Origin of the sequence: Streptomyces lavendulae subsp. lavendulae (genome assembly GCF_002803845.1) — a bacterium.
GTDB lineage: Bacteria > Actinomycetota > Actinomycetes > Streptomycetales > Streptomycetaceae > Streptomyces > Streptomyces lavendulae.
This window is the reverse complement of sequence record NZ_CP024985.1, coordinates 4,684,871-4,703,961: the sequence shown is the minus strand read 5'-3', so window position 1 is coordinate 4,703,961 and position 19,091 is coordinate 4,684,871. Positions and strand designations below refer to the sequence as shown.

The window sequence follows — 19,091 nt, the reverse complement described above, 5'->3', positions numbered from 1 at the left end:
ACGGGACTACCAGGAGCCGGCCGAGGCGGTCACGGCGTACAGGTCCTCCATGGGCTCCGGCTCCTTGCCGACCGCCTTGATCACGGCGGTGGCCGCCAGCACCCGCGCGCCCGGGGGCACGTCCTTGTTCACCAGTGCCTGGGCGCCGATCACGGCGTGCTCGCCGATGGTGACGGGCCCGAGCACGGTCGCGTTCGTGCCGAGCACGACGTTGCGGCCCACCACCGGATGGCGGCGCTCGCCCTCGGGGCGGGCGTTGTCGCTCCACCACCCGACGGCGCCCAGCGTCACCTGGTGGTAGATGGTCACGTCGTCCCCGACCACCGCGGTCTCGCCGATCACGACGGCCGCGCCGTGGTCGATGAACACGCGCCGCCCGAGCACGGCACCGGGGTGGATCTCCACGGCGGTGCCGCGGCGGGCGTACCAGGCGATGATCCGCGCGGTCATCCGCATCCCGCGCCGGTGCAGCCGGTGCGCGACCCGGTGCGACCACAGCGCGGGCAGCGCCGCGTGCAGCAGGGCCTCGCGGCGGTTGCGCATGGACGGGTCCCGCGCCACCACCACCTCCAGGTCCTCCTTCATGATCCGGAGGAGGCCTATCCGGTCGCCCGCCATCAGACGAGGACCCCGGCGGCGACCTCCGCCAGCAGCGCGCCGGTCAGGCTCTCCACCAGCGCCACGAGCTCCGGGTCGGTGTACCGGCCGTCCTCGGTGGCCTTCCCGCCCGCCCCGGCGACGGCGACCGGCTCGTGCTCCACGACCCGCGCACCGCACCGGGTGAGTACGCCGACCAGCCCGGCCTGGGCGTCGAGGGCACCGCGCGCCCCGGGGGAGGCACTGGCCACGGCCGTCACCTTCCCGGTCAGCGCGCTCGGGCCGCCGATGCCGCGGGACAGCCAGTCCAGCGCGTTCTTCAGCGCGCCCGGCATCTCGCCGTTGTAGGACGGGGTGCTGATGAACAGCGCGTCGGCGCCGGCGACCAGCTCCTGGGCCGCGCGCACCGCGGCCGAGGCACCGGACCGCTCCAGCTCCGCCTCGTAGAACGGAAGGTCCGCCACGGCCAGCGACACGCTCTCGTGCTCACCCGGCAGCCCCGCCAGGGTGTGGCGCACCGTCTCCAGCACAGCGCCGTTCACCGAGTCCTGACGGGTACTTCCGGACATCAAAACGATCTTCACCACAGGAACTCCTTCATCCGGGCCTCCGGCCGACAGGCCTCCGACCGGCCCGCGTCCCCCACGCAACGGTGCCAGCCGACCCCGATGCCGGACTCGAACCCCGCTAGGACGCGGGCGGAGACCCGCCCCACCCCCGCTACGCACCCGCCACACCCGGCTGCCGCACCGCGTCCGGCATGCGCTCTCCGACGCCGCGCGTATCCGGGAACGCGAAAGCCCCAGGTCACGGTCAGTGACCTGGGGCTCGGCCGGAGCCGGCGTCAGGCGGGCGGTGTCTCCGCCGGGCGCGTCGGGGACGGGGGCGGTACAGCGGTGACCTCCACGCTGAAGGCGACCTCCCCGCCCTGGACGGCATCGATCCGGAAGGCACCGGGGGCCGCTCCGGGGGACGGGTGGGGACGGGCCTCGATCCAGCAGGGGGAGTCGAATTCGACGTAGCGGTGGAAGGTGATGTCCATCGACGTGGGCAGCACCGCTCCCCCCGCGGGGTGCAGGGCGTGGGCGGCCTGTCGTGCGGCCTCCAGCAGGAGCATGCCGGGGACGTGGTCGACCGGGTGGTCGAAGAGGACGGGGTGGGTGGCGTCCACGCGCAGGGGCCAGCGACCCGGGGCGTCCGAGCGGCCGAGTACGACGTCGCGGGCGTTGTCCCGGCCCACCGTCGCGGGGTCGAGCGGGGCGATCGGATCGGGGATCGCGGCGAACACCCGCGCGAGGTCCGCGCGGTCCGCGCGGACGCGCCGGTAGACGGCGGGCGCGATGCAGCCGAACCGGGTGTCGGCGACGGCGATCTGCGTGCCGTCGCGGAAGACGGCGATGTCGAGCGAGACCGCCGCCGGAATGCCCCGGCGTTCGCTGAACTCGGTCCCCATGACCCGCAGTTCCAGTTCGGCGGGGGTGCGCTCGACCTGGAGCGCGTGCGGGTTGAGGGCGTAGCTGAACCGCGACCAGCTCAGCTGGTGGCCGAGCGGGGTGCCGTACGCGGTGTGGAGCAGCAGCGGAAAGGTCTGGCGCACGGTCTCGCACAGCATCAGCGGATCGTGCAGCCCCGCCGTGGCGGTGTAGAAGCTGTGGCTGCGCGGCCACTGGGCCGTGATGGTGAAGGCGTGGGCGCCGGTGCGCCGCCAGCCCGTGAGGAAGACCTCGGAGAGGGCGGCGCGGTGGACGTATTCCCGGGGCACGGTGGTGGTCAGGACCGGTGCTCCGGCGGGTGTCGGCCCTTGGGCGGTGACGAGCATGTTCCCCCTTGCGTGCACTTGCGTGCGTGTGCGGCCCCCGAGCTGACGGTCGGCGGAGGCCCCTCTGTAAAATAGAGAATGTTCGTTTTGTTTGTCGAGTGCCGGCGGTGTGATCCATGGCGGGGTTGAAGCAGGACCGTGCGTTGAAGACCCGGGAGGCGATCCTGCGCGCCGCCGCGGAGACGTTCGACGAGCTCGGGTTCCACGGCGCCAGCATCAGCATGATCATGGGGCGGGCCGGGGTCACCCAGGGCGGCATGTACTTCCACTTCAAGTCGAAGCAGGACCTCGCCCGCTGCGTGATGCTGGCCCAGGCCGACTACGTGCAGCTCCCGCCGGGTGAGGACGGGCTCCAGCGGCTGATCGACATCACCTTCCACGTGGGCCGGGAGCTCCAGCAGAACGTCCTGTTCCGGGCCGGCGTGCGCCTCGCCGTCGAGCAGGGCGAATTCGGCCTCCAGGACGACACGGCGTACCAGCAGTGGGTGGAGCAGTTCCACGGCCTGCTCCTCGTGGCGCGCGAGCGGGGCGAACTGCTGCCCGGCGTCGACGAGCGGGAGTTCGCCCAGGTCCTGGTGGGCGCGTACAGCGGTACGCAGCTGTTCTCGCAGATCGCGACGGGGCGCACGGACCTCCCGCAGCGGATCGCCGCATTGTGGAAGTACTTCCTGCCGTGCATCGCCACCCCGCGGACACTGGCGCAGCTGCGCGCCACGCCCGAGCCCGACCGGCCCGGAACCCCGTGAACCCGCTGCGGGTGGTGCTCACCGGTGCGACGGGCTTCATCGGGACGGCCGTGCTCCGCGAGCTCGGCCGCCGACGGGACGTGTCCGTCCGCGCCGTCGGGCGGCGGGCTCCCGGGGCCGGTGCGGACGGCGGCGCCGCCGAGTGGGTCCCGGCGGACCTCGCGCGGCCCGCGTCCCTGGCCGGCGCGTGCGAGGGCGCGGACGTGCTGCTGCACCTGGCCGGTGTGGTCGGCCCGGACGAGGCCCTGTGCGAGACGGTCAACGTCCGCGGTACGGCCGCCCTGATGGCCGAGGCCGTCCGGGCCGGCACCGGGCGGGTGGTCCACCTGTCCACGGCGGCGGTGTACGGCCCCGGACCGCACCGGGGGGCCGCCGTCGGCGAACTGGAGCCGGCGCCCGTGTCGGCGACCAGCCGGACCCGACTGGCCGGAGAGGCGCACGCGCTGGCGGCCGGCGCCATCGTGCTGCGGCCGGGACTGGTGGTGGGCGCCGGGGACCGCTGGGTGGTTCCCGCCCTCGCCGAACTCGTGGACCGGGTGCCCGCGCGCTGGGACGGCGGCCGGGGCCTGCTCTCCGTCGTGGACGTCACCGACCTGGCCCGGCTCGTCACCGCCCTCGCCGTCCTCCCCGGGGACGGGGCGACGAACGGGCGGGTGTTCCACGCCGCCCACCCCGCGCCCGTGCGCACCGGCGAGGTGCTGACGGAGCTGGCGGGGCTGGGCGTGTTGCCGTCCGTGGACACCGACCTGGCGTGGGACGAGTGCGTGCGTCTGCTGCGGGCCACGCCGGGAGCCGTGAGCGAGCGGCAGTTCTCCCTGCTGGCGCAGGACCACTGGTACCGCAGCGACGAGGTGTGGCGCGCGGCGGACTGCCCTGCCGGTCCGGGACCGTTGGCCCGCCTGGCGGCCGCGGCCCCCTGGTACCGCCGGGCCCTGGGCCGGACCGCGGTCACGGCCTGAGCCGTCTTTCGGATCGTGCCGGCCGGGCGAGATCCGGAAGAGACGGCCTAGCGCTCCGCGCCGATCCCGTCGAGGACGAGGCGCCAGATGCCCTCCAGCTGATCCATCGCCCCGCCCGGCCCGTCCGCGTGCGTGCCGCGCAGCGCTGCCTCGGCCCCCCAGATCAGGTGCGCGACGAGCGCCGTGACGCGCTCCGGGTCGGCGGCGGCGTGCAGTTCGCCCTTGTCGTACGCCTCACGGGCCAGCTCCGCCACGACGGGGTGCCACAGGGAGGTCCAGTCCTCTATGTCGGGCAGCTCCCGGGCGAGGTGGGCGCTCGCGCGTACGGTGACGTCGTCGCGCAGCAGACGGGCGAGCTCCAGCATCAGGTTCCCGAGGTCGAGCAGGGCCTTTCCGCGGCGGCGGTCGGCCGCCTCGTCGAGTGCCGACCGCACCGCCGAGCACCCCTCCTCGGCGACGGCTTCGGCGAGTTCGGCCTTGCTGTCGAAGTGGAAGGTGACCGCGCCCATGGAGATGCCCGCGGCCCTGCTGATCGCCTTCAGCGACGTCCCGCCGTAACCGGCGCGGTAGAACTCCGAAGCGGCTGCCTGCACGGCGGTGCCGCGCGTCCGGACCGCCCTCTCCTGCTGCACCATGCTCTCTCCGATGTCGCCACACCCCAACCGATCGCGCGTGGATGTCGTGCGTGGGTGTCGTGCGCTGGGGTGGGCACCGTCTGCGACGCCCGTGGGGGCCAGCGTGCGGAACGCCGCGCCCATCAGGCAAGGCCTAGTTGCCTAAAACGCACCGCTTTCTCCACGTATCCGGAGCCTTCGGAACGGCTGACCGAGCGTCAATGGGCGGTTCACCGCGCGACTTGCCGAAGTAGTGCACCACCCTAGGGCAGCCCTAGAAAAAAACAGAACGTTCGCTATTCTTTTTGCATGATCTCAGTGTTCGCCGAGGCCACCTTCGGCAGCCTGCGCCGGACCGACCAGCGTCGATGGGCCGAGGTTTACCTACGCGGGCTGCTCGGCACATCGGGCAAGAAGACAGTGCGGCGGCTCGCCGCAGCCGTATCGGACCGGGAGACGGCCTTCCAGTCGCTGCACCAGTTCGTCAACGCCAGTCCGTGGGACTGGGAACCGGTCCGCCGGGAGCTGGCCCGGTGGGCCGAGGAGCGCACGGCTCCCCGCGCCTGGGTGCTCTGCGACGTGGTCCTGCGCAAGCGCGGCGACCACTCGTGCGGGGTGCACCGCCGCTTCAGCCCGATCGACGGACGGTCCGTCAACGGGCAGGTCGGCACCGGCCTGTTCCTCGCCGGGGACCGCGAGGCGCTGCCCGTCGACTGGACTCTGTACCTGCCCGAGTGCTGGACGGGGGACCCCGCCCGGCGCCGTCGGGTCCGCATCCCTGACGGCCTCGCCCACCGGCCCGCCGAGGCGCAGGCCCTCGACCTCGTGGACGCGCTGGCCGCCCACACCCGGCTGCCCGCGGTGCCGGTCGTGGCCGACGTGTCCTCGCACGCCGGCGCGGAGGCGTTCGTCCGGGGCCTCGCCCTTCGCGGCCACGACTTCGTGGTGGCGGTCCCGGGACACCTGGCCTTCGCACGCGCCGCGACGGTGCTGCCGGGGCCGGTGCGCGCGGACCAGGGGCAGCCCTCGTACCGCGCCTTCACCACCCGGACCCGTCCGGGGCGGCCGGCGGACCGGACCTGGCTCACCAACATGCCGCACCGGCGGACCGAGGAACTGCTCGCGCTGACACGGACGCCGAGACTCGCGCAGGAAGCCGTGCGGTACATGGAGAGCGATCTCGGCCTCGCCGACTTCGAGGGCCGGTCGTTCCCGGGCTGGCACCACCACATGACGCTCGTCTCGGCCGCCTACGCCTACAGCCGGCAGCCCACGACGGACCTTCCGTACCACCTCGCCGCCCTGCCCGCGGCGGCATAGACCACCGACGGCCCGGCGCCCGTCCCGCACCCGTGCCGGACGGCGCCGCGAACCGCCGTCGACCACACCCCTTCCGAAGGAGAAAACCCATGGGATCCCCCACCACGTACGACGCCCTGGCCGACGTGTACGACCTGATGTACCCGCCGGCGTCGCCGGACATCGCGGACGCCGTCGGCTTCCTCGCCGAGCTGGCCCCGGAGGGCGGCCGCGTCCTGGAACTCGGCGTGGGCAACGGCCGGATAGCGATACCGCTCGCGGAGCGCGGACTGACGGTGCACGGCATCGACGGTTCCGAGCAGATGCTGGAGAAGCTCGCGGCACGCGACCCGCACGGGCGGGTCACCGCCACGGCCGCGGACTTCACCACCGGCGGCACCGGCGAGCAGTTCGACCTGGTCTTCATCGCCCTCAACACCTTCTTCGCACCCACCTCGGCCGAGGCCCAGCTCCAGTGCATGCAGCGGATGCGCGAGCAGCTGGCACCCGGCGGACGCGTGGTCATCGAAGCGTTCGAACCGCGCGCCTTCCACCAGCAGGAGGGCGAGAAGACCAGCACCCGCTACCTCTCCCCCACCTCGGTGATGATCGACAGCACGCACGTCATGCGTGACCGGCAGCTGATCCTCGTCATCCACACCGTCGTCGACGGCGGGGTGCCGCGCCCGACCCAGGAGGTCATCCGCTACGCCTGGCCCACGGAGATCGACCTCATGGCGCGCATCGCCGGCCTGCGGCTGGTGGAGCGCCGGGGCGGCTGGCGGGGAGAGGCCTTCGACGCCAACAGCCACCGTCACGTCTCCGTGTACGAGGCCATCGAAGACCCGAAGTAGGCGTTGCACATGAAGGCGACCCGGAATCGCACCCTGCTCCAGCTGACGGACGTCAGCCGCAGTTACGGGGACCGGAGCGTGCTGCGCGCGGTCACCATGGGGCTGGCGCCGGCGGAGTGCACCGTACTGGTGGGGGACAACGGATCGGGGAAGTCGACCCTCCTGCGCATGGCCTGCGGCCGCGAGCAGCCCACCTCGGGCGAAGTCCTCTTCGACGGCGAGCCCCTGCACGAGGACTCGCCCCGCACCCGCGCCCGAGTGGCCACCGTGATGGAAGCAGGCTCGAACTATCCGGATCTGACGGTACGGGAACATCTGATGCTGGTGGCCGTCGGCCACGGACTCGGCCGCCGTGCCGACGCCGCGGTCGACCGGGTACTGGCCGACCACCGGCTGACCGACCACGCCCGGTCACGTCCTTCGGCGCTCTCGTCAGGGCAGACGCAGTCCCTGCTCCTCGCCTCGGCCTTCGTCCGGCCGCACGACCTGCTGGTGCTGGACGAGCCCGAACAGCGGCTGGACTCCCGGGCGCGCGTGGAACTGGCGCAGCGGCTCTCGGCACACAAGAGGCAGGGGGCGGCGATCCTGATCGCCACCCATGACGACGTACTGGCCGCGGCCGTGGCCGACCACGTGCTCACGCTGGAGGACGGACGGGCCGACGTGGCACCGGTCGGGGGGGACCGGTGATGTCCGACCACGCCGAGATGCACCGGCGCACGGACGAGACGCTGGCGTTCCTGCACGAAGCCCGCGCCTCGACGCGTCGGAGCAAGCGCAGGAGCAACGCCTTCGTGCTGTACTGCGCCGCCCTGGCGGCGGCCTTCTGGGGAGTACCGCTCCTGATCGCCGCCGCCGGGTCCGGACGCCGGGGGGACTGGCACGGCAGTGCCTCCGACCACCTGCTGGCCGGCCTCCCGGTGAGCCTGCCGGCGCTGCTGGCGCTGGTGACGCTCCTCGTCGCCCGCAGCGCCGTCTGGCGGGGCCCGGTGCTCGTGGACCTGCCGACCGTCTCGTGGCTGCTGCCCCTGCCCGTCCTGCGCGGGCCGCTCCTGCTGCCCCGGTTCTACGCGTCCGCACGCATGGCGGCCGTGGTGGGGCTCGTCGGCGGCGGGCTGCTGGGCTACCTGACGTCGCTCGCGGGTTCCGCCGCCTGGCTGCCGTCGACCGCGGCGGGCGCGTGGGCCGGCGCGGCGACGGCGCTGACGGCGGTGGCCGCCGGGCTGCTCGTCGAACGCTGCGACCGTGCCGTCGCCCGTCACGCTTCCCGGATCCACGCGGTCACCTGGGCGCTCACGGCGGGCTCGCTGGCGCTCTGCGCGTGCGCGGCGCTGCGCGTCCCGGACGACCTCTACGGCTCGCTGGTGTTGTGGTCCGGCCCCTGGGGGTGGGCGGCCCAGCCGCTCGTCGCCGTGGCGGGGCACCGCGCACCGGGCTGGATCCTCGGGACGGTCCTGTCCGCGGCGTTCACGCTCGCCGCCCTGCTGCTCGCCCGCCGCGAAACGCCGAACGTTCCCGCGCAGGCCCTGCGCGACCGCGCCACCGTCGCGTCCCGGGTCGCCGCGTCGGTCTACTCCCTCGACCTGCGCCAGGCCCGTTCCGCGGCCCGCGGTACGCGGGGGCAGCGGGCCAGGCCCGTACTGCGCCTGCCCGTGCCCCGCAGCAGGTGGCTGATCGTGCCCTGGCGCGACGCCACGGGGCTGCTGCGAGCCCCGGGACGACTGCTGTGGGCGACCCTCTGGAGCACCGCGGCACTGGCCCTGGGCACCGCCGTCCCCCACGTGCGGCCGGACTGGCAGGTCGCCCTGTGCGCCGCCGCCCTCGTCGCGGAGTACCTGGCGGCCGCGCAGCTGACGGAGCCGGCCCGCACCGACAGCGACGACGCCCGCCGCTCGGCCAACCTCCCTTACGCGTTCAGGGCGCTCGCGCTGTGGCACGCGTGCGTCCCCTGCGTCCTGCTGCTCGCCTGGCTCGGCGCGGGCGGCGCAGCGGCCGGGCTCACCGGCCGGTGGACACCCGGCGCTGCCGTGCTCCTGGCGGCGGTTCCCGCCCTGGTGGCGGCCGCGCTCGTGAGCTCCTACCGCGGTGCGGTCCCCGGCCACCTGCTGATCGGCACGGACACCCCCATGGGCAACACCGCCGCGCTCCAGACGGGGCTCTGGTACGCGCGCGGACCGCTGGCCGCGATCGTGCTGTCGGCACCGGTGCTCGTCGCGGTCCAGCGCCATCACCAGCTCGCCGCCGGACACGTCGTCTGGCTGCTCGCGGTGGGCGCGGCCGGCATGTGGTGGGCCCGGAGCACGGCGCACCGGCTGCACGGAGCACTGCCCGATCGACCCCATCGACACGCGGGCAGAAGACTGCGCGCCTACCTCCTCACGAGGCTCAAATGACCGACGATCTTGCGACATCACCCGCCGTACAGGGCCTCCTGGAACGGCTCGGGCTCGGACGGCTGCTGCCCCGGGAGGGCGAATCCCCCAGGGGCCGCAACCGCAACGCGGCGGGGCCGACCACCACCGGAAGGGCCGTGTTCGTCAAACAGCTGGACGGGCGGCAACCGGACGCGGCTCGCCGTTTCCGCCGGCAACGGGCCTACGAGGAGACGGCCGTCGCGGGCGAGCGGCCGCTGACCTCACCGAAGTGCCTCGGCTGGGACGAAGAAGAGCTGCTGATCGTCTTCGAGTGGCTCGACGGTGCCCGTTCCGGATCCGATCTGGCGAGCGACGAGCGGTTCGACGACGAACTCGCCCACCGTGCGGGGGAAATGGTCGGCGCGCTGCACGCCCTCCCGCCGGACGCCCTTCCCGCGGAAGCGTCCGGTACGACGGAACCGGACCCGATCCTCCTCCCCCCGCTGGAGTTCTTCGAATCCCTCCCCCTGGCGTACCACACCCAGGCGAGCGGTGCCTCGCTGGAGGCCTGGGGGATGCTGCAACGCGACACCGAACTCACGCTCGCGCTGCGCCGCCTGCGCTCCGCGGAGGCGGCGGCAGCGGTGACCCCCGTCCACGGCGACCTGCGCCTGGACCAGTTCCTGCTGCACGACGGACAGCTCCACCTGTGCGACTGGGAGGAGTTCCGCAGGGCGGATCCCGCCCGGGACGTCGGCTCGTTCATCGGTGAATGGCTGCACCGCGCCGTGCTCGACATCCCGGCGAAGGACGCGGAGCTGAGCGGCCCGAGCCCCCGGCTCTCCCACCAGGACATCGTTCGACGCGGCGTGGCCGAGCTCGACAGGCTGCGGACGCGCTCCGTCGCCTTCTGGGAGGGCTACCGGGCGTCCACCGCGGTCACCGACCCCGGTCTGCCCGTCAGGGCGACGGCCTTCGCCGGCTGGCACCTCATCGACCGGATGTTCGCGTCCGCGGAACAGCGCCCACGGCTCACCGCCCTCGACCGCGCGGCGGCCGGAATCGGGCGCTCCGCCGTGCTGCACCCCGAAAAGTTCACCACCGTCCTCGGCCTGGAGGCTTGAGATGGACGACTTCCCCGACCTCGCGGCACTCCTGTCGGACGTGCGCGTGCACCCCGGCACCCGCAGCGCCCGCGTGGGCGAGCGCCCCATCACGGCCGACACGGCAGGTCAGCTCCGCCAGAAACTGATCACTGCGCTCTACGAGACGTTCCACGTGGGCAACGCCTTCGGCGAGGACCGGCCCCGGACCTACCGGGACCCGTGGCTGGAGGAACGACTGGGCGCGGCCACCCCGCACGACACGACGATGGCCACCGCCCGCCTCGACGGCGACGGTCTCGTACTGGTCGACGGCGTACGCGTGCGCGTACCCGAACCGGACGTCGTGGGGACGAGGGTGAGGATGCCCGCCAGGCGTCCCGGCCTCTCCCCGGGCTTCTTCCTCGTCGACGGTTCCCGGGGGCATTCGGCCCGGCGCCCGCTGCTCAGGGTGTACGTACACGTACGCACCCCCGAGGAGGCCGTCCGGACCTGGGGCGAGGTGCTGCGCGCACTGGAACGCGACGGGGTCCCCTACCGGGCCAAGGTGACCTCGTCCCGCCGGCTGTTCCCGCGCCGGGACGGCCTGGTGGTCTATCTGGGCGAGGACGCCTGGCACGCCGCCTCCGTGGTGGCGGAGGCGGTACCGCGCCCCACCGCGGCCCACCCGGCCGCTCCCACCTCCTCCTTCGCCAGGGAACTGGCACCCGGGATCGCCGTCGCCTGGGAGCCCGAGGACACGAGGCCGGGCATGCGCGGAATGAGTTTCGGCCAACACCGGGCCGCCGCCGTCGCGGACGCATTGCTGGAGCACGCCGACGGGCACGGCCGGGCCCTGGACGATTGCCTGCGGGAGCAACTGGCCGCCGCAAATATCGACCCCGAGGCGCTCTACCGGAATGCGGATTCACCTCGACTTCCCTAAGTAGCGACGCCTTTGCCGCCTATCCCGCCCAACCTTCCTAAGTAGCGCCCGAACTCCGTGACGCGGCCCACAGCTTGATCACCGACGCTCCGGAAGGTGATCTACTGAGGAAGTCAGAACGGCGGCGCCCCACTCGGGAAACCGCCGATTAAATCCTTTACTCAGGGGGAATCCAAATGGACTCCATGGACCTCATCGCCGGTTACGCCGCCTACACCACCCCGGAGGAGCTCGCCGCTTCCGAGGCCACCGACGCGCCGGCCATCACCACCACGGTGACCTCGTCGGAGATCTGCATCACCATCACCGTCGGCTGGGGCTGCTGACCTCCAGCGCCGATCGGCCAGTGGCCCGGGCACGTCCGGCGGACGGTGCCCGGGCCCCGGCCAGAACAGAAAGTTGCCACGTCATGCCGGAGGAACTCGCACCCCCCTCCTGCTTCACGCTGCCCAACGGCCTGCGCGTCGTGCTCTGCCGACGGGGCACGGCCCCCCTGGCGGCCGTGTGCGTGCACTACGACGTGGGATTCCGGTCCGAGCCGGAAGGGCGCAGCGGATTCGCCCACCTCTTCGAACACCTGATGTTCCAGGGGAGTGAGAACGTCGGACGCTCCGAGCACTTCACCATCGTGCAGAGCTCAGGCGGAACGGCCAACGGATCCACCCGCCAGGATTACACCGAGTATTACCAGATCGCTCCCGCATCGGCCCTCGAACGACTCCTGTTCCTGGAGGCGGACCGAATGCGGACGCTGCGGCTCACCCAGAATTCCCTTGACACCCAGGTGGCGGTGGTCAAGGAAGAAATAAAAATGAACGTCCATGACCGCCCTTATGGCGGATTCCCCTGGACTAACCTTCCTTCGGTGCTCTACCGGAAATTCTCCAACTCCCACAACGGCTACGGCGATTTCATCGATCTCGACCGTGCCACGCTGGAGGAGTGCGCCGCCTTCTTCGACGGCTACTACACACCGTCCAACGCAGTGCTCACGGTGGTCGGAGACATCGATCCGGAGCTGACTCTGGAGTGGGTGACCAGGCATTTCGGCGACATCGCGGCACGGCCGACGGCGGCCCCGCAGGATCTGTCGGAGCCCTGGCCGTCCGAACCCCGCAGGGGCGGATACACCGACCCGCGGGCCCCTCTGCCCGCCACGGCCATCGGCTACCGCCTGCCGGATCCCGCCGCCGAGCGCGACCGCTACCTCGGCCACATCGCCCTGGCCGCGCTCCTGAGCGGCCCGTCCGGACACCTGCAGCAGCGAGCGCACGCCCGCGGCGTCGACCTCACGACCGCCACCGCCCAGTGCGGGTTCTTCGGACCGTTCGACGCCCGGGACCCCGACACCTTCGTCGTGACGGCCCGCCACCCCTCTTCCGGGCACGAGGCGATCACCGGCGTGATCGAGGCGGCGCTGGAGGACCTCGCGGGGCCCGGTCCGACCGACCGCGAAGTGGCCTCGGCGGTCGGCGCGACCGTGGCACGGTGGCACCGCAAACACGACAACGTCCTCGCCTTCGCGCGGGCGGTCGGAGCCTCTTCCCTGCTCCACGGTGAGCCGTCCCTGCCGATGGACCTCACCGGAGCCCTGACGGCCCTCGACGCCGCCTACGTGCGGAACGCGGCCGCCGCGCTGGCCGGCAGCAGGCCCGCCGCACTCCTGGTCCACCCGCGCGATGCCGGAGGTACACGGTGACGAGGCCCCTGCCTCCGCTCCATCCCGAGAAGGCCCTCGCCCTCCCCCGCGTGGTCGAACGGCAGCTGCCCTCCGGACTGCGGATCTTCGCGGTGCCCAGGAAGGGCGCTCCGCTGGTCGAGGTCCGCGTCCTCGTTCCGCTGTCGGTCGGCGACCCGCTGCGGTCGGTGACGGTCGAACTGCTCACGACGACGGCCTTCACAGGGACCGTTCGGCTGGACGGCCGCGACGTTCCCTGGGACACCGCCTTCACCACCGGCCGGCCGCACGCGCAGCGCATGGCGGAGTGGCTGACCGTCGTCGGACACGTGCCCGTCGCCGGGCTCGACCGGATGCTCGGCCTGCTCGCCTCGTGGCTGGCCGCGCCCACCGTCCCGGAGGACCGGCTCGCCCGGGAACGCGAGCGGCTGTCCCAGGCCCTGGCGATCCTGGACGCCCAGCCCCAGCGCCTCGCCCTGCGCGAGCTCAACCGGGCCCGGTACGGCGACCTGGCGGTCTTCGACGCGTGGCCGTCGGCCGACACGGTGTCGGCCCTCACCGCACACGACGTGCACGAGGCCCACCGCACGTGCCTGTCGCTCCGCGAGGCCCGGGTGATCGTCGTGGGGGACATCGACGCCGACTCCACGGCCGATGCGGTGGCGCGGACCTTCTCCGGCCTGCCCTCCGGCACCGCGGCCTCCCCCGTACCCGGGACGGCGCCCGCCGATCGCATGCGGCTGGTACCGCGCCCCGGAGCCGCCCAGTCACACGTGGCCCTGTCCTGTCGCTCCGTGTCCTTCGGCGACCCCAGGTACCCCGCGCTGGCCGTGGCCAACGCCGTGTTCGCCGGGTACTTCTCGTCCCGGCTGGTGGCGAACGTCCGCGAGCGGCGGGGCCTGGCCTATCACGCGCTGTCCCGGTTCGACCGTACGCTCGGCTCCCCCTCCACGGTGACCGACGTGGTCTGCGGGACGGCATCCACCGGCCTCGTGGTGTCCGAGATCCTCGCCGAGCTGACGAACCTGGTGAAATCCCCGCCGACGCCACGGGAGATCGACGCTGCCCGCACGTACCTCAGGGGCTCGCTGCTGACCGCCACCGCCTCCCAGTCGGACCTGGCCAACCTCCTCGCCTCACTGTGCTGCTGGGACGTGGGCACCGGCTGGATCCAGGAGTACCCCCGTCAACTCCTGGAAGTGACCACCGACGAGGTCGCCGCGGCCTGCCGGGAATTCTTCGCCCCCGGCCCGGAGGCGGGAGTCGTCCTCGCGGACCCGGCCGCGGTGGGGCCGTCCTTGGCCCGGTTCGGATTCGTGGCACCAGGAGAGCAGACATGAACGACCGGCAATTCCCCACCGGCGGCGTACCCGCCCCGGAGTTCACCGCCGAACGACTGCTCCTCGTCGGGACGGGTGCCGTCCACGTGGCCCATCTGCCCACCTGGGTGGGATGGCTGCGGACGGCCTATCCGCACCTGGAGACCCGAACGGTCGTCACGCGCAGCGCCGAACGCTTCGTCAGCCGGGCCGCCCTGGCCGCCCTCGGCGGAAACGAGGTGCTGCTCGACGTGTGGCCGGAGGAGGCCACGCCCACCGCACGGCACGTCGAACTGGCCCAGTGGGCGGACTCGGTGATCGTCTATCCGGCCACCATGAACTTCATCGCCCGCTTCGCCACGGGCATGGGGGACACACCGGCCGTGCTCGCCCTGCAGTGCACCCGGGCCCCCATAGCGGTGGCTCCGGCGCTGCCTCCGGGCGGCCGGGAGAACATCACCCTGCAGCATCACCTGGAAACGCTCGGAACCCGGCCCAACGTGGTGGTCGTCCCCACCACCCCCGGTCGCAGCATCACGACCGGACGGGACGACGCCGCCGTACCGCCGCCCCTGCCCGTGGTGATCGACGCACTGGCACGCAAGCGCGCGGCCCTCAGGGCAACGGACGGCACCCATGCTGGTTGACGAGTACGGCACCAGGCACCTGCGCACCCGGATCTTCACGACGGAGGACGGCCGTTTCCTCTGGCACCGGACACACCCGGCCGGAACGACGGCCACCGCGACGGGAGCGGTCGTCTCCTCAAGGAACACGGCGCCGGCCACGATCGACGGGAACACGGCCACGTACACGGCCCCCGGCGCCAAGTCCCTGGCCCGCATGGTCTGGCCGCCCGCTCCCGTGATCTTTCCCCTGGCCCCGGCCATGAGCGCCGTAGGCCACGCCCTGTCCGACATCAACGGCCACACCGGGCCCCTCGACACCGCGGGCCCACCACCCGCCCTCGCGCGCCTCACCCGGTGGCTCCGGGCGGGCGGTGAAGAGGAAGGGCCGGCCCGGCTCCACCGGCTCTGCACGGACCGCATGGGCCCGACGCGGCTGAACACCCTCGCCGAGTGGTGCCGCGCGGCCGCCCCCGGCGCCACGGGGGACGTGCTGCTCCACGGCGAACCGTCCCTGGGCCTCACGGTGCCCGCCCCGGACGGCCGTCACGCGGTACTGCTCACCGGCGAGACCCTGTCCCGCGGAAGGCCCGAACACGACGCGGGCTGGCTGCTGGGCGAACTCGCCGAGATGGCGGACGTGGCGGCCCGCCACCTCCCCGGCGACTCGACGGCCGCACCCTTCACGACCATGGCGGCAGCCTTCCTGACGGCCCGCGGCCACACGCCGGACAACACCCTCCTGCGCCGCAGCGCCACGCTGCGCCGCATGGCACACCTGCTGGACTTCGCCGGCAACGTCGGCTGGAGCGAGGGCGTCACCGCCTACGCCGACACCCTGGCCGCCCTGGTCGACGACGACGGCCGGACCGTCCTCGCGCCGCTGGAACCGAACACGGGCCGGATCTGACCGAGGTCGGTCCCCACCGGGAACGTCAAGGAACACCGGTCCGCACACGCTTCGGGAGCGTCGCGACCTGAGCCGGAAAAAGCAAAACCCCCAGGTCACGGCGAGTGAGTCCTGGGGGTTCTACAGAGCCGCCTTCGGGATTCGAACCCGAGACCTACGCATTACGAGTGCGTTGCTCTGGCCAACTGAGCTAAGGCGGCACCGCTGCAAGACAAGAAGATTTCCCCTGAGGGACGCTCTCATCAGCAGCGGCGCCAAGTCTACAGGGTCGAAGGGGGTGCCCCGTACCGGGATCTTCGGGAGGGTCAGCAGCGCTTGCCCGGGGCGGGGGGCTGGCCCTGCAGGAGGTAGCGGTTGATCGCCGTGTCGATGCACTCGCTGCCGCGTCCGTACGCCGTGTGGCCGTCGCCGTCGTACGTCAGCAGGGTGCCGGAGTCGAGCTGGCCGGCCAGGGCCTTGGCCCACTTGTACGGGGTCGCCGGGTCGCGCGTCGTGCCGACCACCACGATCGGGGCCGCCCCCTTCGCCGTCAGCGGCCTCGCCTCGCCCGTGGCCTTCACCGGCCAGTACGTGCAGTTCAGCGAGGCCCACGCCAGGCCCGCGCCGAACACCGGCGAGGCCTTCTCGAAGGAGGGCAGTGCGGACTGGACGCCCTCCGGGCCCTTGAAGGCCGGCGGCAGGTCGAGGCAGTTCACGGCGGCGTTGGCGAACATCAGGTTCGCGTAGGTGCCGTCCGCGTCGCGTTCGTAGTAGCTGTCGGCGAGGGCCAGCAGCCCGGACCCGTCGCCGTTCATCGCGTCGGTGAGGGCCGTGCGCAGCTGCGGCCACGCGCTCTCGTCGTACAGCGCCGCGATCACGCCGGTCGTCGCGAGGGACTCGCCCAGCGGGCGGTTCGGGTCGCCCGAGGAGACCGGCTGGGCGTCGAGCTTGCGGAAGAAGTCCTTCAGGTTCTGGCCCACCGCGTCGGGGTTGCCCCGCCCCAGCGGGCATTCCGGCTGCTTGGCGCAGTCCTTCGCGAAGGAGCGGAAGGCGGTCTCGAAGCCCTCCGTCTGGTCGCGGTTGAGCTCCAGGGCGGGCCGCGTGGGGTCCATGGCCCCGTCGAGGACCAGCCGCCCGACGCGGGCGGGGAAGAGGTCGGCGTACGTCGCCCCGAGGAAGGTGCCGTACGAGGCCCCGACGTAGTTCAGCTTCTCGTCGCCCAGCACCGCGCGCAGCACGTCCATGTCGCGGGCGGCCTCCACCGTGGAGACGTGCGGCAGGACGCGCCCCGAGCGGACCTGGCAGGCCGCCGCGAGTTCCTTGAAGGAGGCCACCAGCGCGTCGCGCTCCGCGGCGTCGTCCGGGGTCTGGTCCACCTGCGTGAACCGGTCCATCCCCTGGCCGGTCAGGCACTCGACGGGGCTGCTGCGGGCGACCCCGCGCGGGTCGAAGGAGACCATGTCGTACTGGGCGCGCACGGCGGCCGGGTAGCCGATGCCCGCGTACGCCTGGAGGTATCCGATGCCCGAACCGCCCGGCCCGCCCGGGTTGACCAGCAGGGAGCCGAGCCGTTTGCCCGGGCCGGTGGCCTCGCGGCGCGCCACGGCGATGTCGACGTCCTGCCCGGAGCCCGGGTTCGCGTAGTCCAGCGGCGCCTTCATCGTGGAGCACTGGAAGCCGGGGACGCCGCAGTCGCGCCAGGTCAGCTTCTGCTCGTAGTACGGGCGCAGCGCGGCCGGGGCCGGGGTCGGTTCCGCCGAGGCCGAGGCCACGTCCGAGCCCCCGGAGGTGCAGCCGGAGAGGAGCAGCCCGGCGGCTGCGATCACGATCCCGGTGGTACGCAGCAGACGCCTGGTGTCCATGCGGCGAGCCTACGTGCTGCCCGCCGTCCGTGTCGGCGGGCGGTGCGGCGGCCTGGGGCGGGCGGCCGTCCGCCGACCGGGGACGGACCCCGCGCCGCGCCCGTGCCGGACCGGTCACGGGCGGGGCCCGGATCGCTCGGACGGGTGAAGGCGGAAGCGGGGAGCAGAGGAGAGGTCAGCCCGCGCGGAGGGCCATCGTCATCGCCTCGACCGCGAGGAGGGGGGCGACGTTCCGGTCGAGGGCCTGCCGGCAGGCGATGATCGCCTCGATGCGCCGCAGGGTGCGCTCGGGGCCGCCGGCCCGCGCGACCCGGTCGAGGTCCGGCCGTACGTCCTCGTTGGCTATGGCCAGGTTCGAGCCGAGCTGGAGGGCCAGGACGTCCCGGTAGAAGCCCGTGAGCTCGGTCAGCGCCAGGTCGAGGCTGTCGCGCTGGGTACGGGTGCGGCGGCGCTTCTGGCGGTCTTCGAGTTCCTTCATCACACCGGCGGTGCCCCGCGGCATGCGGCCGCCCGCGCCCGCTCCGGCGCCGAGGGCGGCCCTGAGCTCCTCGGTCTCCTTGGCGTCGACCTCCTCCGCCATCTGCTTGGCGTCCTCGCCCGCGGCGTCGACCAGCTCCTGCGCGGCCTTGAGGCAGCCGCCCACGTCGTCCACCCGCAGCGGCAGCTTGAGCACGGTGGCCCTGCGCGTCCGGGCGGACTCGTCGGTGGCGAGCCGGCGGGCCCGGTCGATGTGCCCCTGGGTCGCGCGGGCGGCGTTGGCGGCGGCGGCGGGCTCGATCCCGTCCCGGCGCACCAGCAGGTCGGCGACGGCCTCGACCGAGGGGGTGCCCAGGGTCAGGTGCCGGCAGCGGGAGCGGATGGTGGGCAGCACGTCCTCCAGGGAGGGCGCGCACAGCAGCCACACCGTGCGCGGAGCGGGCTCCTCCACCGCCTTCAGCAGGACGTTCCCGGCGCCCTCGGTGAGCCGGTCGGCGTCTTCCAGGACGATGACCTGCCAGCGCCCCACGGCCGGGGAGAGCTGGGCCCGGCGCACCAGGTCCCGGGTCTCCTTCACGCCGATGGACAGCAGGTCGGTACGGACGATCTCCACGTCGGCGTGCGTACCGACCATGGTGGTGTGGCAGCCGTCGCAGAACCCGCAGCCGGGCTCGCCGCCGAGCGCCCGGTCGGGGCTGACGCACTGGAGCGCCGCCGCGAAGGCGCGGGCGGCGGTGGCCCGGCCGGAGCCGGGCGGGCCGGTGAACAGCCAGGCGTGGGTCATCTTGGACGAGGGCGGCGGCGGGGTCCCGTCCGAGGTGGCGGTGACGAGCGCGTCCGCGTCCCGCGCGGCGGCGGCCAGCTGCGTCTGCACGCGCTCCTGCCCCACCAGGTCGTCCCACACGGGCATCCCGCCCACCGCCTTTCCCTCTGCGTCCCGCGCACTCGCGCCCGGCGCTCCCGCGCCCGG

Annotated in this window: 19 protein-coding genes and 1 tRNA gene; 13 read left to right on the top strand and 7 right to left on the bottom strand. The window is 73.1% G+C overall.

Going from position 1 to position 19,091, the window contains the following annotated elements; translation table 11 throughout:
- Positions 1-6 precede the first annotated feature (6 nt).
- The 3 genes from epsC to SLAV_RS20755 all read right to left on the bottom strand — a co-directional run bounded on the left by epsC (position 7) and on the right by SLAV_RS20755 (position 2,416).
- Positions 7-618: a serine O-acetyltransferase EpsC gene (epsC, locus tag SLAV_RS20765; protein WP_030228479.1), complete on the bottom strand. Its 612-nt coding sequence runs from the start codon at positions 616-618 to the stop codon at positions 7-9.
- Positions 618-1,181: an NADPH-dependent FMN reductase gene (locus tag SLAV_RS20760; RefSeq protein ID WP_341869027.1), complete on the bottom strand. Its 564-nt coding sequence runs from the start codon at positions 1,179-1,181 to the stop codon at positions 618-620. The genes epsC and SLAV_RS20760 overlap by 1 nt, the downstream gene beginning before the upstream one ends.
- Before the next feature lie 260 nt (positions 1,182-1,441).
- On the bottom strand, positions 1,442-2,416 hold the full coding sequence (locus tag SLAV_RS20755; protein WP_051840626.1) for a ScbA/BarX family gamma-butyrolactone biosynthesis protein: 975 nt from the start codon (positions 2,414-2,416) through the stop codon (positions 1,442-1,444).
- Between the two features lie 116 nt (positions 2,417-2,532).
- Between SLAV_RS20755 and SLAV_RS20750 the strand changes: the two genes are divergently transcribed.
- Together SLAV_RS20750 and SLAV_RS20745 are read left to right on the top strand one after the other, a co-directional pair.
- Positions 2,533-3,162, top strand: coding sequence for a ScbR family autoregulator-binding transcription factor (locus SLAV_RS20750; RefSeq protein ID WP_030228487.1), 630 nt, complete (start codon positions 2,533-2,535; stop codon positions 3,160-3,162).
- Positions 3,159-4,121, top strand: a complete 963-nt coding sequence (locus SLAV_RS20745) for an NAD-dependent epimerase/dehydratase family protein (protein WP_051840627.1) — start codon at positions 3,159-3,161, stop codon at positions 4,119-4,121. The genes SLAV_RS20750 and SLAV_RS20745 overlap by 4 nt, the downstream gene beginning before the upstream one ends.
- Positions 4,122-4,168: 47 nt before the next feature.
- Here SLAV_RS20745 and SLAV_RS20740 read toward each other — a convergent pair whose 3' ends face one another.
- Positions 4,169-4,756, bottom strand: coding sequence for a TetR family transcriptional regulator (locus SLAV_RS20740; protein ID WP_030228491.1), 588 nt, complete (start codon positions 4,754-4,756; stop codon positions 4,169-4,171).
- 288 nt (positions 4,757-5,044) lie between these two features.
- Here SLAV_RS20740 and SLAV_RS20735 point away from each other — a divergent pair, with 288 nt between their 5' ends.
- The 11 genes from SLAV_RS20735 (at position 5,045) to SLAV_RS20690 (ending at position 15,803) form a co-directional block, all read left to right on the top strand.
- Positions 5,045-6,055 carry an IS701 family transposase gene (locus SLAV_RS20735; RefSeq protein ID WP_037686841.1) on the top strand — a complete coding sequence of 337 codons (1,011 nt, stop codon included), beginning with the start codon at positions 5,045-5,047 and terminating at the stop codon, positions 6,053-6,055.
- Positions 6,056-6,144: 89 nt separating this feature from the next.
- Positions 6,145-6,888, top strand: coding sequence for a class I SAM-dependent methyltransferase (locus SLAV_RS20730; protein ID WP_030228493.1), 744 nt, complete (start codon positions 6,145-6,147; stop codon positions 6,886-6,888).
- Positions 6,889-6,897: 9 nt separating this feature from the next.
- Positions 6,898-7,578 carry an ABC transporter ATP-binding protein gene (locus tag SLAV_RS20725; RefSeq protein WP_037686843.1) on the top strand — a complete coding sequence of 227 codons (681 nt, stop codon included), beginning with the start codon at positions 6,898-6,900 and terminating at the stop codon, positions 7,576-7,578.
- Positions 7,578-9,281, top strand: coding sequence for a DUF6297 family protein (locus SLAV_RS20720; protein WP_037686846.1), 1,704 nt, complete (start codon positions 7,578-7,580; stop codon positions 9,279-9,281). Before SLAV_RS20725 ends, SLAV_RS20720 begins: the two co-directional genes overlap by 1 nt.
- Positions 9,278-10,366: a class V lanthionine synthetase subunit LxmK gene (gene lxmK / locus SLAV_RS20715; protein ID WP_037686848.1), complete on the top strand. Its 1,089-nt coding sequence runs from the start codon at positions 9,278-9,280 to the stop codon at positions 10,364-10,366. The genes SLAV_RS20720 and lxmK overlap by 4 nt, the downstream gene beginning before the upstream one ends.
- Position 10,367: 1 nt before the next feature.
- Positions 10,368-11,270, top strand: coding sequence for a T3SS effector HopA1 family protein (locus SLAV_RS20710; protein ID WP_051840628.1), 903 nt, complete (start codon positions 10,368-10,370; stop codon positions 11,268-11,270).
- Between the two features lie 176 nt (positions 11,271-11,446).
- Positions 11,447-11,596, top strand: coding sequence for an LxmA leader domain family RiPP (locus SLAV_RS41060; RefSeq protein WP_007264905.1), 150 nt, complete (start codon positions 11,447-11,449; stop codon positions 11,594-11,596).
- A gap of 83 nt (positions 11,597-11,679) precedes the next feature.
- Entirely contained in the window at positions 11,680-12,969 is a 1,290-nt protein-coding gene (locus SLAV_RS20705; protein ID WP_030228501.1) for a M16 family metallopeptidase, read from the top strand.
- Complete coding sequence (locus tag SLAV_RS20700) at positions 12,966-14,288, top strand: M16 family metallopeptidase (RefSeq protein WP_030228504.1); 1,323 nt, start codon at positions 12,966-12,968, stop codon at positions 14,286-14,288. The genes SLAV_RS20705 and SLAV_RS20700 overlap by 4 nt, the downstream gene beginning before the upstream one ends.
- Positions 14,285-14,914 carry a flavoprotein gene (locus SLAV_RS20695; protein ID WP_030228506.1) on the top strand — a complete coding sequence of 210 codons (630 nt, stop codon included), beginning with the start codon at positions 14,285-14,287 and terminating at the stop codon, positions 14,912-14,914. Before SLAV_RS20700 ends, SLAV_RS20695 begins: the two co-directional genes overlap by 4 nt.
- Positions 14,904-15,803, top strand: coding sequence for a hypothetical protein (locus tag SLAV_RS20690; protein ID WP_030228507.1), 900 nt, complete (start codon positions 14,904-14,906; stop codon positions 15,801-15,803). Before SLAV_RS20695 ends, SLAV_RS20690 begins: the two co-directional genes overlap by 11 nt.
- A gap of 126 nt (positions 15,804-15,929) precedes the next feature.
- On the opposite strand, the gene SLAV_RS20685 is transcribed toward SLAV_RS20690, so the two are convergent.
- The 3 genes from SLAV_RS20685 to SLAV_RS20675 form a co-directional block, all read right to left on the bottom strand.
- Positions 15,930-16,003, bottom strand: a tRNA-Thr gene (locus SLAV_RS20685).
- A 105-nt stretch (positions 16,004-16,108) separates the two neighbouring features.
- A complete protein-coding gene (locus SLAV_RS20680) occupies positions 16,109-17,644 on the bottom strand; it encodes an alpha/beta hydrolase (protein ID WP_030228510.1) in 1,536 nt (511 codons plus the stop codon).
- Positions 17,645-17,819: 175 nt separating this feature from the next.
- On the bottom strand, positions 17,820-19,031 hold the full coding sequence (locus SLAV_RS20675) for a DNA polymerase III subunit delta' (protein WP_030228513.1): 1,212 nt from the start codon (positions 19,029-19,031) through the stop codon (positions 17,820-17,822).
- Positions 19,032-19,091: the final 60 nt, after the last annotated feature.